The 12,760-nt window shown below is 57.1% G+C and carries 13 protein-coding genes and 1 pseudogene; 3 read left to right on the top strand and 11 right to left on the bottom strand.

The features are described from left to right. Positions 1-6: 6 nt before the first annotated feature. Together AB4N80_RS19690 and AB4N80_RS19685 are read right to left on the bottom strand one after the other, a co-directional pair. Positions 7-129 (bottom strand): annotated as a pseudogene (locus AB4N80_RS19690) (transposase domain-containing protein); the annotation flags it as partial. 382 nt (positions 130-511) lie between these two features. Then, positions 512-1,282 (bottom strand): helix-turn-helix domain-containing protein, encoded by a 771-nt coding sequence (locus tag AB4N80_RS19685; protein ID WP_122564773.1) that lies wholly within the window; start codon positions 1,280-1,282, stop codon positions 512-514. Between the two features lie 461 nt (positions 1,283-1,743). On the opposite strand from AB4N80_RS19685, the gene AB4N80_RS19680 reads away from it, so the two are divergent. Beyond that, positions 1,744-2,712 carry a PDR/VanB family oxidoreductase gene (locus AB4N80_RS19680; protein WP_122564774.1) on the top strand — a complete coding sequence of 323 codons (969 nt, stop codon included), beginning with the start codon at positions 1,744-1,746 and terminating at the stop codon, positions 2,710-2,712. Between the two features lie 25 nt (positions 2,713-2,737). Further along, positions 2,738-3,847 (top strand): Rieske 2Fe-2S domain-containing protein, encoded by a 1,110-nt coding sequence (locus AB4N80_RS19675; RefSeq protein WP_460078391.1) that lies wholly within the window; start codon positions 2,738-2,740, stop codon positions 3,845-3,847. Positions 3,848-4,064: 217 nt separating this feature from the next. Here the strand turns inward: AB4N80_RS19675 and AB4N80_RS19670 are convergent, their stop codons facing one another. The 6 genes from AB4N80_RS19670 to pstS all read right to left on the bottom strand — a co-directional run bounded on the left by AB4N80_RS19670 (position 4,065) and on the right by pstS (position 9,301). Next, positions 4,065-4,691 carry a hypothetical protein gene (locus AB4N80_RS19670; protein WP_436278786.1) on the bottom strand — a complete coding sequence of 209 codons (627 nt, stop codon included), beginning with the start codon at positions 4,689-4,691 and terminating at the stop codon, positions 4,065-4,067. Further along, positions 4,691-5,389, bottom strand: coding sequence for a hypothetical protein (locus AB4N80_RS19665; RefSeq protein WP_122564776.1), 699 nt, complete (start codon positions 5,387-5,389; stop codon positions 4,691-4,693). The genes AB4N80_RS19670 and AB4N80_RS19665 overlap by 1 nt, the downstream gene beginning before the upstream one ends. 94 nt (positions 5,390-5,483) lie before the next feature. Next, positions 5,484-6,245 (bottom strand): phosphate ABC transporter ATP-binding protein PstB, encoded by a 762-nt coding sequence (gene pstB, locus AB4N80_RS19660; RefSeq protein WP_025214260.1) that lies wholly within the window; start codon positions 6,243-6,245, stop codon positions 5,484-5,486. Positions 6,246-6,320: 75 nt separating this feature from the next. Further along, entirely contained in the window at positions 6,321-7,232 is a 912-nt protein-coding gene (gene pstA / locus AB4N80_RS19655) for a phosphate ABC transporter permease PstA (RefSeq protein ID WP_122564778.1), read from the bottom strand. Then, positions 7,232-8,197 (bottom strand): phosphate ABC transporter permease subunit PstC, encoded by a 966-nt coding sequence (gene pstC / locus AB4N80_RS19650; protein WP_122564779.1) that lies wholly within the window; start codon positions 8,195-8,197, stop codon positions 7,232-7,234. The genes pstA and pstC overlap by 1 nt, the downstream gene beginning before the upstream one ends. 72 nt (positions 8,198-8,269) lie before the next feature. Next, complete coding sequence (gene pstS, locus AB4N80_RS19645) at positions 8,270-9,301, bottom strand: phosphate ABC transporter substrate-binding protein PstS (RefSeq protein ID WP_122564780.1); 1,032 nt, start codon at positions 9,299-9,301, stop codon at positions 8,270-8,272. Between the two features lie 312 nt (positions 9,302-9,613). Here pstS and AB4N80_RS19640 point away from each other — a divergent pair, with 312 nt between their 5' ends. Continuing rightward, complete coding sequence (locus AB4N80_RS19640; RefSeq protein WP_122564781.1) at positions 9,614-10,048, top strand: universal stress protein; 435 nt, start codon at positions 9,614-9,616, stop codon at positions 10,046-10,048. Between the two features lie 132 nt (positions 10,049-10,180). On the opposite strand, the gene AB4N80_RS19635 is transcribed toward AB4N80_RS19640, so the two are convergent. The 3 genes from AB4N80_RS19635 to gabT all read right to left on the bottom strand — a co-directional run bounded on the left by AB4N80_RS19635 (position 10,181) and on the right by gabT (position 12,756). Continuing rightward, complete coding sequence (locus tag AB4N80_RS19635) at positions 10,181-10,669, bottom strand: Lrp/AsnC family transcriptional regulator (protein ID WP_008146530.1); 489 nt, start codon at positions 10,667-10,669, stop codon at positions 10,181-10,183. A gap of 46 nt (positions 10,670-10,715) precedes the next feature. Further along, positions 10,716-11,372, bottom strand: coding sequence for an HAD family hydrolase (locus AB4N80_RS19630; RefSeq protein WP_122564782.1), 657 nt, complete (start codon positions 11,370-11,372; stop codon positions 10,716-10,718). 91 nt (positions 11,373-11,463) lie between these two features. Continuing rightward, positions 11,464-12,756, bottom strand: a complete 1,293-nt coding sequence (gene gabT, locus AB4N80_RS19625; protein ID WP_460078384.1) for a 4-aminobutyrate--2-oxoglutarate transaminase — start codon at positions 12,754-12,756, stop codon at positions 11,464-11,466. Between the last annotated feature and the right edge of the window lie 4 nt (positions 12,757-12,760).

The raw sequence follows: 12,760 nt of genomic DNA, 5'->3' as shown, positions 1-12,760 counted from the left end.
GCGATTATCCGTATCGATCAAGTCGTCGAGCAGGCTGGCTTGATTCGGGCTCAACCGCTCGCTGCGCTTGGCAAACTTGAAGCGTTTGAGCAGTGCGATCTCGTGGGCAAGTTTCTCGTTGACCGACTGCGAAGTCATGCCGCCGATTTTGCCAGGGAGGGCTAGTGGCGGCGATAGGCGGATGGGCCAATTGCTCTGGGCAAGCGCGCCGTGGCGGAAGAGTTAGAGCACAGTGATGACTCCTCCGGAACCGACGCGTTGCCAAGGTAAAACGAATTTCAGTAATCTCGACAGCACAGGGCGTCAACTGAGCTGGTCATGATTACACATAATGTATATTATGTTAAACGAGATGTTTATGGTTGCATTATGAATAATCGCACGGCAACTCACCCGCCAACCGCACTGCCGGCTGCTCCCCCAGGCTTTCCGCAATCTCTATGGTCTTTTGGAGTGGGACTTCATCCAGTGCATCTCAAGGTATGAATCCGCGGACAAACCACCGCAAGTTTCAACTCGTCGCAGAGAACAGCGCAAACAACTGACTGCGAAAGTGGATCCCGAGTCGATCAAACGCCCGATTACGGTAGGTTTTCACAGTGCTTTCCTTTATTGCCAAATCAGCCGCGATCCCTGCATGAGTCATTCCTCGAAGTAATCGGCTGCAGATATTCAACTCTTGCGTCGTGAGGTCAGGACAACGCTGGAGCAATTGCTGGTGGTGATCGACTGTACCGCTCAATCCGGTAAGCGCCAGATGACCACGCAGTAATTGCAATAACGAAGGGCTGAGCGACTCGCACATCTCCAGCTCACCGTCGCTGAAGAACCCCTGATCGCGGTGTCGGTAGAGATTGAACAGCACCGGCCGCGCTTGTTCGTCCAGATACAGGCTCGATAGCCTCTCAATCATGCCATTGCGCTGATAGATCGACTCTCGATACGGCATAAAGCGGATATCCTGGGCCAGCAGATGGCCAACTTGGCCAGGGGCGGCAAGTAACGGCTCGAACAAAGGGTCGTGTCGATAGTAGCGCTCGATATAGGCCTGACCGCAACGCAACACCAGACTGGCGTCCGGGTGCCGGGTGCCGAAAGACAGCAATTGCGGCCGCTCGCCATCCATACGCAGAACTGAAAAATGCTGACAGTTCGCCCATTGGCCAAGGTAGTCCAGCAGCGCAGCGGGAAATTCCGGCGTGCCCAAACGACTGGTCAACTCCGCGAAATGACGGACTCCTTGGGGCAAGGTCGAAACCTGCGGGGTACTGAGACGGATCATGGCGATTGCCTGATATTTATTATTGTCAGGTGTTAGGTCTACTGGAAAAAAGCCAGATAGTTAATTTGTTAACCAATAGCATGCCGACAATCATCGTGCCTGTCCACCTCCCGGAGGACAGCTTCGCCCTGCAGGCCCAGTAAGCTGACAAGGACAACAACAATAACTGGGATTGCCGATGAACCGTCACCCATCTGAGCGTGCGTCTCCCCTTCCCCCCCTCGACGTAGCTAGATCCCACGACGACAAACGCCACGTATGGCCTCTCTCAACCAGCCGAAATACAACGCCCGGACCGATCATCGTAGTTCTCTCCAGACGCATCTAACTCGACTGTCCACCTGTCCTCCTCTGGGAGGACTGCAAACAATACCCATGCTACGTAAGCTTATTCAGGTCAGACAGCCGGCAGGCGGCGCATTCATTGCGTTCGCGGCCAAGTACCTCAGGACCCTATAACAATGACCCAGCCCAGCCTGAATTTACGAGTCACCCAATTCGTGGCGGAAGCCAAAGAGGTGGCCCTGATAGAACTACAAGCCCCCGACGCTCGGGAGCTACCGATCTTCACGCCTGGAGCGCACCTCGAAGTGCGCCTGGAAAACGGTCAAATTCGACATTACTCGCTGCTCAACGATTCCAGCGAGCGCCATCGCTATGTCATTGCGGTCGGCTTGGCTCCGGCCAGTCGCGGCGGATCGCGCTTAATTCACGCGAAAGTACGCCAGGGTGATGTGCTTCAGGTCAGCGCTCCGCGCAACAATTTCCCTTTGGATGCCAACGCCAAGCGTTATTGTTTTGTGGCCGGTGGCATTGGTATTACCCCCATCCTGGCGATGATCCGCTGGTGCATGGCCCAGGGTAAGAACTGGCGACTTTTTTATACTGTACGTAACCGCCAACGGGCTGCGTTCTACGAAACGCTGCTGGCTCTGGACTCGGAACGAGTGCACTTTCACTTCAACGATGAGTGCGCCGGTCAGTTCCTAAATATCGAGTCGCTCGTCAGTTCGCTGCAGGACGACGAACATGTCTACTGCTGTGGCCCTGCCCCCCTGATGCAGGCAGTCAAGGCCGCCACCGCAGACATTCCGGCGCCGCGTATTCACTTTGAGTGGTTCTCGGCCCCCGAACCTGCCAGTGACGCGACTCCGCAAGCACTCGATTGCTTCAGCGTAACGCTGCAACGCAGTGGCCTGGATATTGAGGTAGGCCCAGATCAGAGCATTCTCGAAGCGTTGGAAGCCCATGGCATCGACGTACCGTTCTCCTGTCGCTCCGGTATTTGCGGTACTTGCGAAACCACAATTTGCAGCGGAGTACCCGATCACCGTGATTACGTTCTCTCCGACGCCGAGCAGGCGAGCGGTGAAACCCTGATGATTTGTGTGTCCCGCGCGCGCACCGAGTCGTTGGTGTTGGACCTGTAAACCCTGAATAACAAGGAGCCTATCCATGAGCCTGCCTGTCAATAACATCATTGCCAATTCGCGCAAAGCCATGAGTCCACTTGCTACCCGCGACACCCCGTTCATCTTTAACGAATGGTACGTAGCCGCTTTCGGTAACGAAGTTACACGGGAGTTGCTATCGCGAAAACTGCTCGGCAAGCGCGTAGTGTTGTATCGCAGCGAAACCGGCAAAGCCATTGCACTTGAAGATCGCTGCGCTCATCGTTCCTATCCGCTTTCACGTGGTCATCTAGAGGGTGATGTCCTGGTCTGCGGCTATCACGGCTTTCGGTATGACACTCAAGGCAACCTGATTAACGTGCCTTCACAGCGTAGCTGCCCTCGGGGTATCGGTGTGCACGAATACCCCCTGCTTGAGCAAGGCTCACTATTGTGGATCTGGATGGGTGATCCAGAACTTGCAGACTCCAGACGCCCTCCTGAATTGGCTTGGACCGAGACACCCGACTGGGAGTGTTCCTCAGGCTATTTCCATCACCCAGGCAATTACGTCAGCATGCATGAAAATCTGATGGACCTGACCCATCTAACCTTCCTGCACGCCGCCACTATTGGCACGCCAGATTATGCCAGCGCCCCGTACGAACTTGATCTCAAAGAGGGACATTACAAATTGATGCGCAATGTAGTGCCCACCACCCTGTCTCCGGTATGGGCCAAAACGACTGGCCTGGACGATTGCAGTACCGCTGCACGCATCGCTACTTCCGAGTTCCTGTCACCCGGGCTGCATCAAGTCAGCGTCACATTCTACGACTCGGCGATAGCGCCGTTAAATCGCAAGGAGTTTCACATCCGCACGGCCCATATTCTGACCCCGGAAACTCACAGCACCATGCATTACTTCATTGTCCACGGTCGTGACTTCGCCCAGGATGACCGGGCGGTTGGTGAGTTCATGCATGAACAACTGTTCGCCGCCTTCAATGAGGATGTTGAGGGCTTGGGCGCGTTGGAGGCTGTACTCGGTGATGTAGATGACCACACCTACGAAATATCTGTTGCCAGTGATGCCCCTGCCGTCGCCATGCGCCGCTACCTTAAAAAACGTGCCGACGACGAAGCCAACGAAGCGCTCAACCGCAACGCATAACCCAGCCTGTTGGCACCGAAACCGAATTGACCTGGTTGCCGGGATGCCGCCGACCCAGTCTGATTCCTCACTAACGATTGCCTGTTCTACACTGGGTGCCATTTGAGGTGGGTCAGTTTTAAATCGGCACGTGGGTCAGTTGGGCGTCGGCGTCAACAGCGTGGTTGACGCCCTCCTTCACCAGCTCTTGCATGGGCAACCGATGAGATCAGTACCTCTAGATAGTCGGCACCCGGTGCAACACCGTTCGCTGAACAGGCATCTGCTGCCAAGCCAGCTGCGCCTGAACAATGTCAACCGCATCCAGCACTTTCTGCGCCCAACCCTCATCTTCCGGATGAACCACGACCACGCGAAACCCATGGTCCTCACCTTCAATCTGCACGCCTTCGGAATCATCGACGTGCAAGTCGATATCGAACGCCGGCGGATATTTCGAGGGCGCATTCGACAGCCCATGGACCGTCAGCGCGCGGTTGTGCAGCACGCTGTTGACCACACCCTCGACGCGGATGCCGTACAGCAACAGCCAACGGCGGATGTAGGACGGTGTGCGACCGGACGACGTGTAGACCCAGATGCTGCAGTCCTGGCGGCGCAGCTCTCGGATCAGGGAGCGTGTCCCCCTGCGCAACGGCTCACCCAGCCAACGATGAACGCAGGCCGGCAAGCGACTTTGCTCGACTTCGCAGTGGTGGAGTTGGCAGGCGAGCGTGTCATCGATATCAAACGAAATGCGTATGCGCTGCCGCCTCGACATCTGCATCGGGATGGCGCTGCGGATGGCCTGCCCTACCCGGCTGCCGACGGTTTTGCATTTGGCGAGCGCTGAATTCCCACTCATTAATGGCCACCTTGAGAGATGGGCAAATGCTTGCCTTTGAGAAAGAACTTCATTGGATCGGGTGCCTGTTCTTCTAAAAATGCTGCGTATTTTTTCTTGATCTTGGGCAATTCGTACAACGCCTTGACGCCATGTTTAGCAGAGTTGCGTATGACCGATGACGGATTGAAGTAGCCCTCGGCATTTTCCAGTGTCAACACAAAAGGAGGCAACCCCGCGCGCATCAACAGGTAGCTGACGATGAGCGACCCACTGCGGTTGTTGCCTTCAATGAACAACTGCGGCTTGCTGAGAATGCGGACATAGACGCCAGCCGCACGCTTCCAGACGGACTCGCTACGATACGCGCAATACCAGTTGTACAAGTCCTTGATGCCTCCCTCAACGTTGTTGAAGAAATGCGCCTCGGTCGCGGCCAGGTGCTGGGCGTACTCCAAACGGCGCGCCGGGTCTCGGCCACAAAGCACCGTGGCGTTGATCTCGAGCATCAGGTTCAGTTGCTGAAGGTCGAACAGGTCAACGCCGCGGGCAACATAGTCGTCAATCAACGCGTAGCCTTCAAGCACATTGTGCAGCACCTCGTCAGTCAAGGGATCGCGCGGCTCCGTGAAGTGCCGGCTGAGCTCGATGAAGCGGTTTTGTACTTCCCGCAGTGCACGTTCAATCGCAGTCAAATCAAGGCGATGCGTAGCTGGCATTGGTGCTCCTTGGAAACGCTTGGTAAATGTCTACCGGATGCCGGCCAAATCCATTTGGCTTCTGCAGGTATGCGGCCTTGACCGGAGGTGTGTCTTAACTGAACTTGCCGCTGATGTAATCGCCGGTCATCTGTTCACGTGGGTTGTCGAAAATCTGCGTTGTTGGACCCATCTCAACCAGATAGCCGGTGCGCGTGCCCTGGGAAATATCCACCGAGAAGAACGCCGTGGTGTCAGCGACACGGATGGCTTGCTGCATGTTGTGGGTGACCAGCGCGATGGTGTAGTCCTTCTTCAACTCGACCATCAGCTCCTCCACCCGCCGGGTAGCGATCGGGTCGAGTGCCGAACACGGCTCATCCAGCAGCAGGACTTCCGGCTCGGTGGCGATGGCGCGGGCGATGCACAGTCGTTGTTGCTGGCCGCCCGAGAGCGACAGGCCGCTGACCTTGAGCTTGTCCTTGACTTCATCCCACAGGGCGGCACCTTGCAGCGCGTGCTTGACCCGGTCACCAATATCGCCCTTGTAGCGATTGAGGCGCAGGCCAAACGCGACGTTGTCGAAGATGCTCATCGAGAACGGGTTCGGCTGTTGAAACACCATACCGATGTAGCGACGCACGACCACCGGATCAACGCCCTTGCCGTAGACGTCTTGCCCAAGGAAGTGCACGTGGCCTTCGAAACGGAAACCTTTCACCAGGTCATTCATTCGGTTGAGGCTGCGCAGCACGGTACTCTTGCCGCAGCCGGAAGGCCCGATGAAACCGGTGATCTTGTTTTTCTCGATAGGCACATGGCTGTCACGCACGGCCATGAAGTTGCCGTAGAAAATCTTGTCCAGTTTGCAGTCCATGACTACAGGCGCCTGGGTGACAAACGGAGCGGCTCTTTGCGCAGTGGATACGTTCAAAATCAGATGCTCCCGTTCTTAGTACTTGGGCTTGCCGAAAATACGGCTGATGATATTCACGAGCAGCACGATCATCACCAGCACCAGTGAGGCCGCCCATGCGAGCTCGAGCTGGTTGTCGAAAGGCATGCCGGAGAAGTTGTAAATCAACACGGCAAGCGATGCCGTTGGGTTCATGACCTCGAGGCTACCTTGGTGGTAGATCCAGTAGTTGCTGAACAAGGCGGTGAACAACAACGGTGCTGTCTCGCCCGCGGCACGTGCCACGGCCAGCATGACGCCAGTCAGGATCGCCGGCATGCCGGTGGGCAAGACGATTTTCCAGATCACCTGCGAGCGGGTGCAGCCCATGCCATAGGCGGCATCCTTCATGATCTTGGGCACCATCCGCATCGATTCTTCCGCCGTCAGCACGACGATAGGCAGCATCAGGACTGCCAGCGCGACGCCACCGGCCGGTGCCGAGTAAGTGCCGGTGGTCATCACCACCAGGGCGTAGGCGAACACCCCGGCCAGAATCGAAGGCAGCCCCGTGAGCATCTTGGCGGCAAAGCGCGCAGCGTTCGCCAGCTTGCTGTCCGGCCCCAGTTCAGCCAGGAAGATCGCCGCCATGATGCCAACCGGCACCGCGATGGCCGCCGCGATACCCACCATCACGAAGGTACCTGCCATTGCGTTGCCGAAGCCCCCGCCCATCTCGAAGCCAGTCGGCGGCAGTTCGGTGAAGACTTCCAGGTTCAGGCGAGCGCCGCCACGGGTGATCAGCATGTAGAGCACGGAAATCAACGGCACGCTGGCCAGCAGCGCGCCGCCCCAGACCAGGGTGGTCAAGATCAGGCTGCGCAGGGCGCGGCCTTCGAACTTGCGCTGCAGGCTGGGCATCGCGCCTGCCGGAGACGTCAAGTCTGTTGCAGCAGTCAGATCAGTCATCACTTATTACCCCGTTGGGCGTACATCATGATCAAGGAGCCAAAGACGTTCACGATCAACGTGATGAACATCAGCACCAGCGCGGCATACATCAACACCTCGATTTCGTTTGGCCCGGCTTCGGGGAAGTTCAGCGCCAGCAAGGCCGCCAGGGTGTTGGCCGGTGCGAACAGCGAAAGGGAAATGTTATTCGCGTTGCCGACCAGCATGGCCAGCGCCATCGTTTCACCCAGCGCGCGCCCCAAGCCAAGTACCAAGGAGCCGAAAATACCCGTGGCGGCCGATGGCACCATCACCTTGAGAATCGCTTCCCAGTGGGTGGTCCCCATACCGTAGGCGGCCTGCTTGGTTTTCATCGGTACGCCCGTGAGCGCATCCTGCGAAACGGCGGCAATGGTCGGCAGAATCATGATGGCAAGCACCAATGCCGCAGGAAGCAGCCCCGGCCCGCTCAGGGATGTGCCGAAAAATGGTACCCAGCCGAGTTCGCTGTTCAACCAGGTGGTCAGCGGTCGAATCGCCGGGATCACCACGTAGATCCCCCACAGGCCGTAGACGACGCTGGGGATGGCCGCGAGTAATTCGACAATGGTTCGAAAGATGGCGGCGAGCTTGGGAGGCAGGAAGTCCTGGGTCAGGAAAATTGCCATGCTGACGCCGAAAAAGCCTGCAATCAGCAACGCAATCAGAGCACTGTAGAGCGTGCCCCAGATAGCCGGCAGGATGCCGTATTTACCTTGGTTAACGTCCCAGACAGTGCCGAGAAGCACATCAAATCCGTGCTTTTCCATGCCGGGAAGCGCCTTGCGTCCCACCTCGAACACAAGGGCAAATACCAACGCCAGAACCAGGACCACCCCGATACGCGCGAGCGCACGAAAGGTGCGATCAACCAGAAAGTCCTTCGCGGACGGTGGTTGGCAGGCGGAATCTGGATTAACCGGTACGACAAAGGGTTTGTTCATTGGCTAAGTCCGGAACAGGGGAAAAGCTCTCCCGGCATGGCTGACAGCCCATACCGAGAGAGGCCTCAGGCGTTACTGAATGTTGGCGGAGGCTTTGCGAACCTGGTCGACAACCGACTGCGGCAACGGGATGTACCCCATCGAGTCGGCAATTTTCTGCCCTTCGGTCAGGCTGTATTCGACCATTTCACGCATGGCTTTGGCCTTGGCCGGATTGCCGTTGTCCTTGCGGAAGATCATCCAGGTGTAGGACGTGATCGGATAGGACTTGGCGCCGTCCGGATCAGGCAACCAGGACACCAGGCTTTCCGGCATCTTCACCGCTGCCAGAGCCTCGGCGCCACTCTCGGCGTTTGGCACTACGTATTGGCCGGCCTTGTTCTGCAACTGGGCGAAGTCAACCTTGGCAAGTTTGGCGAAGCCGTATTCGATGTAGCCAATCGCGCCGGGCGTCTGGCGTACGGTAGCCGTCACACCATCGTTCTTCGGCGACTTGATGAACTTGTCACTGGCCGGCCAGTTGACGGTGTTGCCCTCCCCCAGCGCCTGCTTGAAGTCCGGATTGATGGTCGCCAAGTGCTTGGTGAATACCGCGGTCGTACCGCTGGAATCCGCACGCACAACAACCGTGATCGGCGTATCGGACAGTTTCAGGTCCGGGTTGGCAGCGACGATCTGCGGATCGTTCCAGCGGGTGATCTTGCCCAGGAAAATGTTCGAGTACACATCCCGTGGCAATTTCAAACCTTTAGGGTTGCCTGGCAGGTTATAGGCCAGCACGATTTCCCCAGCGGTCATCGGCAGCAACTGCACGCCTTCGGCAACCTTGGCGATATCCTCGTCTTTCATTGCCGAGTCACTGGCGGCGAAATCAACGGTTTTATTCAGAAAGTCCTGTACACCCGCGCCACTGCCCTTGGATTGGTAGTCCACAGTGACACCTTCGGACTTCTTGCTGAAATCCTTGAACCAGGTCAGGTAGATCGGCGCCGGGAAACTCGCGCCAGACCCCGTCAGACGGACGCTTTCTGCAGCGAATGTCGCCGAAGTGGCACAAAGAGAAAACGTAACGGCGAGCGCAGCAGACTTCATCAAACTTTTCATTAGAAGAAATTCCTTGTGATGACGGGCTGGGGAACTCTGCAACAGTCGTGTTACGTTTTTATGAAGATCGAATTGCAAAAGGCAGCAAAATGCTTAATGCCAGCCAGTTAAGCGAAATTCTGTGGGAGCGGGCTTGCTCACGAATGCGCCGGGTCGGCTTGCAATGATGTTGGTTGTGCCGCGATCAGGCATCCTTTCGCCTGGGTTTGATACAAGTCAAGTTGCCCTCGCCCATGGCGGTCATGATCGATCCCAGACACACTGTACAAAAGCTGTTCGACCCACATCATCGTCCCTCAGGAGTGTCTGGAAATGCATAAAATACTGGTTGCTGTCGATGGTTCGAAATACTCGGAACGAGTCGTGCGCTACCTCGTGGGAATCATCCAGGACGGTGGATTGCTCGGGGGCAACGTAGAGATTCATTTAGTGAATGTGCAGACACTCTTACCGACCCGCGTCGCGCAAGGGATGAGTCGCGATGAGTTGGACAGTTACTACCTTGAAAAAAGTACGCAGGCTTCGCGCCGAGCCATTGATTCATTGGAGAACGAAGGCATTGCATTCACTTTCCACGCGTTACAAGGTGACGCGGCGAGCAGAATCATTGCCTGTTCCCAATCGTTAGGGTGCGACAGCATCATCCTGGGCTCACATGGCAACGGTGTCCTGGAAGGCATTTTCTTAGGATCTGTCGCGGCTAAAGTGACTCAGTTGTCCAGCATCCCGATTACGTTGGTTAAATAGATACGATGCTCGGCAGGCCTCTCAGGCCTCTCGGCAGCGGGCGCAATACTGCGCGGTACACCGTCGGGCGCCCTGGGCGTCTGCCGCCTATGAAAAAACAACCAAGATTCGAGCCTGGCACCGCAAGCAACATCAGTGACGCAACAACCTACGCAGCGGAACCCCATCCTTGAGCACGGGGGATTTGATGACGATGTAACTGAAGTACTTGGAAATGCCGATGTTCTTGTCCAGCAACCCTTCGATCACCTCCTGGTAATGCTGGATGCTGCAGGTCATGAAACGCACCAGGTAATCGTAACCGCCGCTGATCAAATGGCACTCCAGTACCTCATCGACCAAGCGAATATTGGATTCGAACTTGGCGAAGTCTTCCCGCTTGTGGTCGCTGAGGGTGATTTCAGTGAAGACCGTGACCGAGTCGGTGATCTTGGCCAGGTTGAGATGGGCCCGGTAGCCGGAAATGTAACCCGCCGACTCAAGCCGCTTGACTCGCTGCAGGCATGGGCTGGATGACAGGCCCACGGCATCGGCGAGACTGACGTTGGTCATTCGACCGTCCTTTTGAAGTTCAACAAGGATACTGATATCAATTCGGTCTAGTTTTATTAAACCTTCCATCGGGTACCCCTCGGTTGTCTTCAGGTTGACAGTGGTTTTAGCAAATTCAACGGCGCAAAGATAGCTGATGCTGAGCGACGAGGTCGGCCATGCTGGTGATGTAGAAATCGGCGGAATATTCTTGATTATCAGGCTCATGGCCACGGCGGATCAGGCACAGTCCCGCGGACGTTGGCGGTTGTGCAGGCGGCCTGGACACTTGCATGATGTTTTCAGGCTTGAGCTTGTTCGCCTGCAGCCATGCCTCATCCTCCAATGGATTGTTGGCTCGGGAATGCAGGTCCTCGGGAGGGATTCCCAAACGCTCGCAGAGCTGGTCACGATCCTCGGCATCACGATCGCAGTACACCAGCAACCGGTAGAATTTACGCAGGTACAGCATGGCGCCGGGCGCGTCCTCGAACAGCGACCAGTTGCAGGCCGAACGAGCAAAGCTCATGCCCTCCTCCCAACTGACCTTGAGCCCCAAACGCTCTGCCAGTTGACGATGGGCAAAGCACAATAAACCACTGAAACCCAATTCGGAGAAACGCGGATAAAGTCCGCGCACCGCCTCGTCGAATTCAGCCAGTACCGCTTCCCTGTCTGGCATGCCCGGGTGGTTTTCGAGCACAGGTTGCAGGGCCATCCAGACACCGGAATCCCGATCGACCAGGACTTCGTCGCAATCGATCAGCAGCGCACGATAATCAGTCAGGTGCATGTGTCGCCTCCCATGATGCATTCATCAATCCATATGCTCTAAATGCCCTCGGTCGGCACATCGCTACAGATGTACCGACCGAGACCTGAGATTAATCCAACACGCGTTGCAATGCTGCTTCGAGAATGGTCAGTGCTTCGTCGATCTGGCTTTCTTCGGTGACCAGGGGCGCCAGGAAACGCAGGACATTTCGGTATACCCCGCATTTGATCACCAACAGCCCGCCTACCCTGGCCTGGTCGATCAGTTGTTGGGTGAGCTCGGCGTCGGGACTGCGGGCCTCATCGTCCTTGATCAATTCGATGGCCAACATGAAGCCGGTGCCGCGCACATCACCGATACGTGGATGACGTGCCTGCAAGCGCAGCAGGCCCTGACGCAGCCGCTCGCCCAATACCTGGCCACGCTCGAGCAACTGCTCCTGTTCGTACGCTTCGATCACCGCCAGCGCAGCTGCACAAGACAAGGCGTTACCGCCATAGGTGCCGCCGAGGCCACCGGGCAATGGCGCGTCCATGATGTGCGCTCGGCCCACCACGCCGGAGATGGGCAAACCACCTGCCAGACTCTTGGCGACGGTGACCAGATCCGGCTGAATGCCAGCATGCTGAAAACCGAACCATTTGCCGGTACGACCGAAGCCGGTCTGGATTTCATCGAGGATGAGCACGATGCCGTGTTGTTCGGTCAGGGCGCGCAGTGCCTGGAGAAATTCCGGTGGCGCGGAAAGGAAGCCACCGTCGCCCTGCACCGGCTCGATGATGATCGCCGCGACTCGATCCGGCCCGACTTGGGTCGCCAGCAACTCATTGAGGGCCTGCAACGCCATCTCGCTGCTGAAGCCGCGATAGGCATTCGGGTAGGGGGTATGGAAGACCTCAGGCGCGAAGGGCCCGAAGTTCTGTTTGTAGGGCTGGCTCATGCCCGTCAGCGTTGTACCCAGCAAGGTACGCCCATGGAAACCGCCACGAAAGGAAATGACGGCGGGACGGTTGGTATGGGCGCGGGCGATCTTCACCGCGTTCTCCACGGCTTCCGCGCCGGAAGTGAACAGCGCCGCCTTGTAGGCTTGCTGGCCACCTACCAATTCGCACAGGCGCTTGACCAGGTCGAGATAGGGCTTGTAGGCCACCACCTGGAAGCAAGCATGGCTGATCTTTTGCAATTGGGCCTGCACGGCCGCGATCACCTTTGGGTGATTGTGACCGATGTTCAAGACGCCAATGCCGCCGACGAAGTCCAGGTAGCGCGTCCCGTCCACGTCCCACACCTCAGCCCCCTGGGCCCGGTCGATGACCAGCGGATGTGCGGTGACCAACCCCCGTGGCACGAATTGATCGCGTTGACGGAGCAAGCTTGGGGTTTCTTCGACTTTACTGTTCATGGCA

Source organism: Pseudomonas sp. H3_A02, assembly GCF_054671965.1.
The sequence above is the reverse complement of the archived record's forward strand: the minus strand, read 5'-3'. Positions and strand labels throughout refer to the sequence as shown.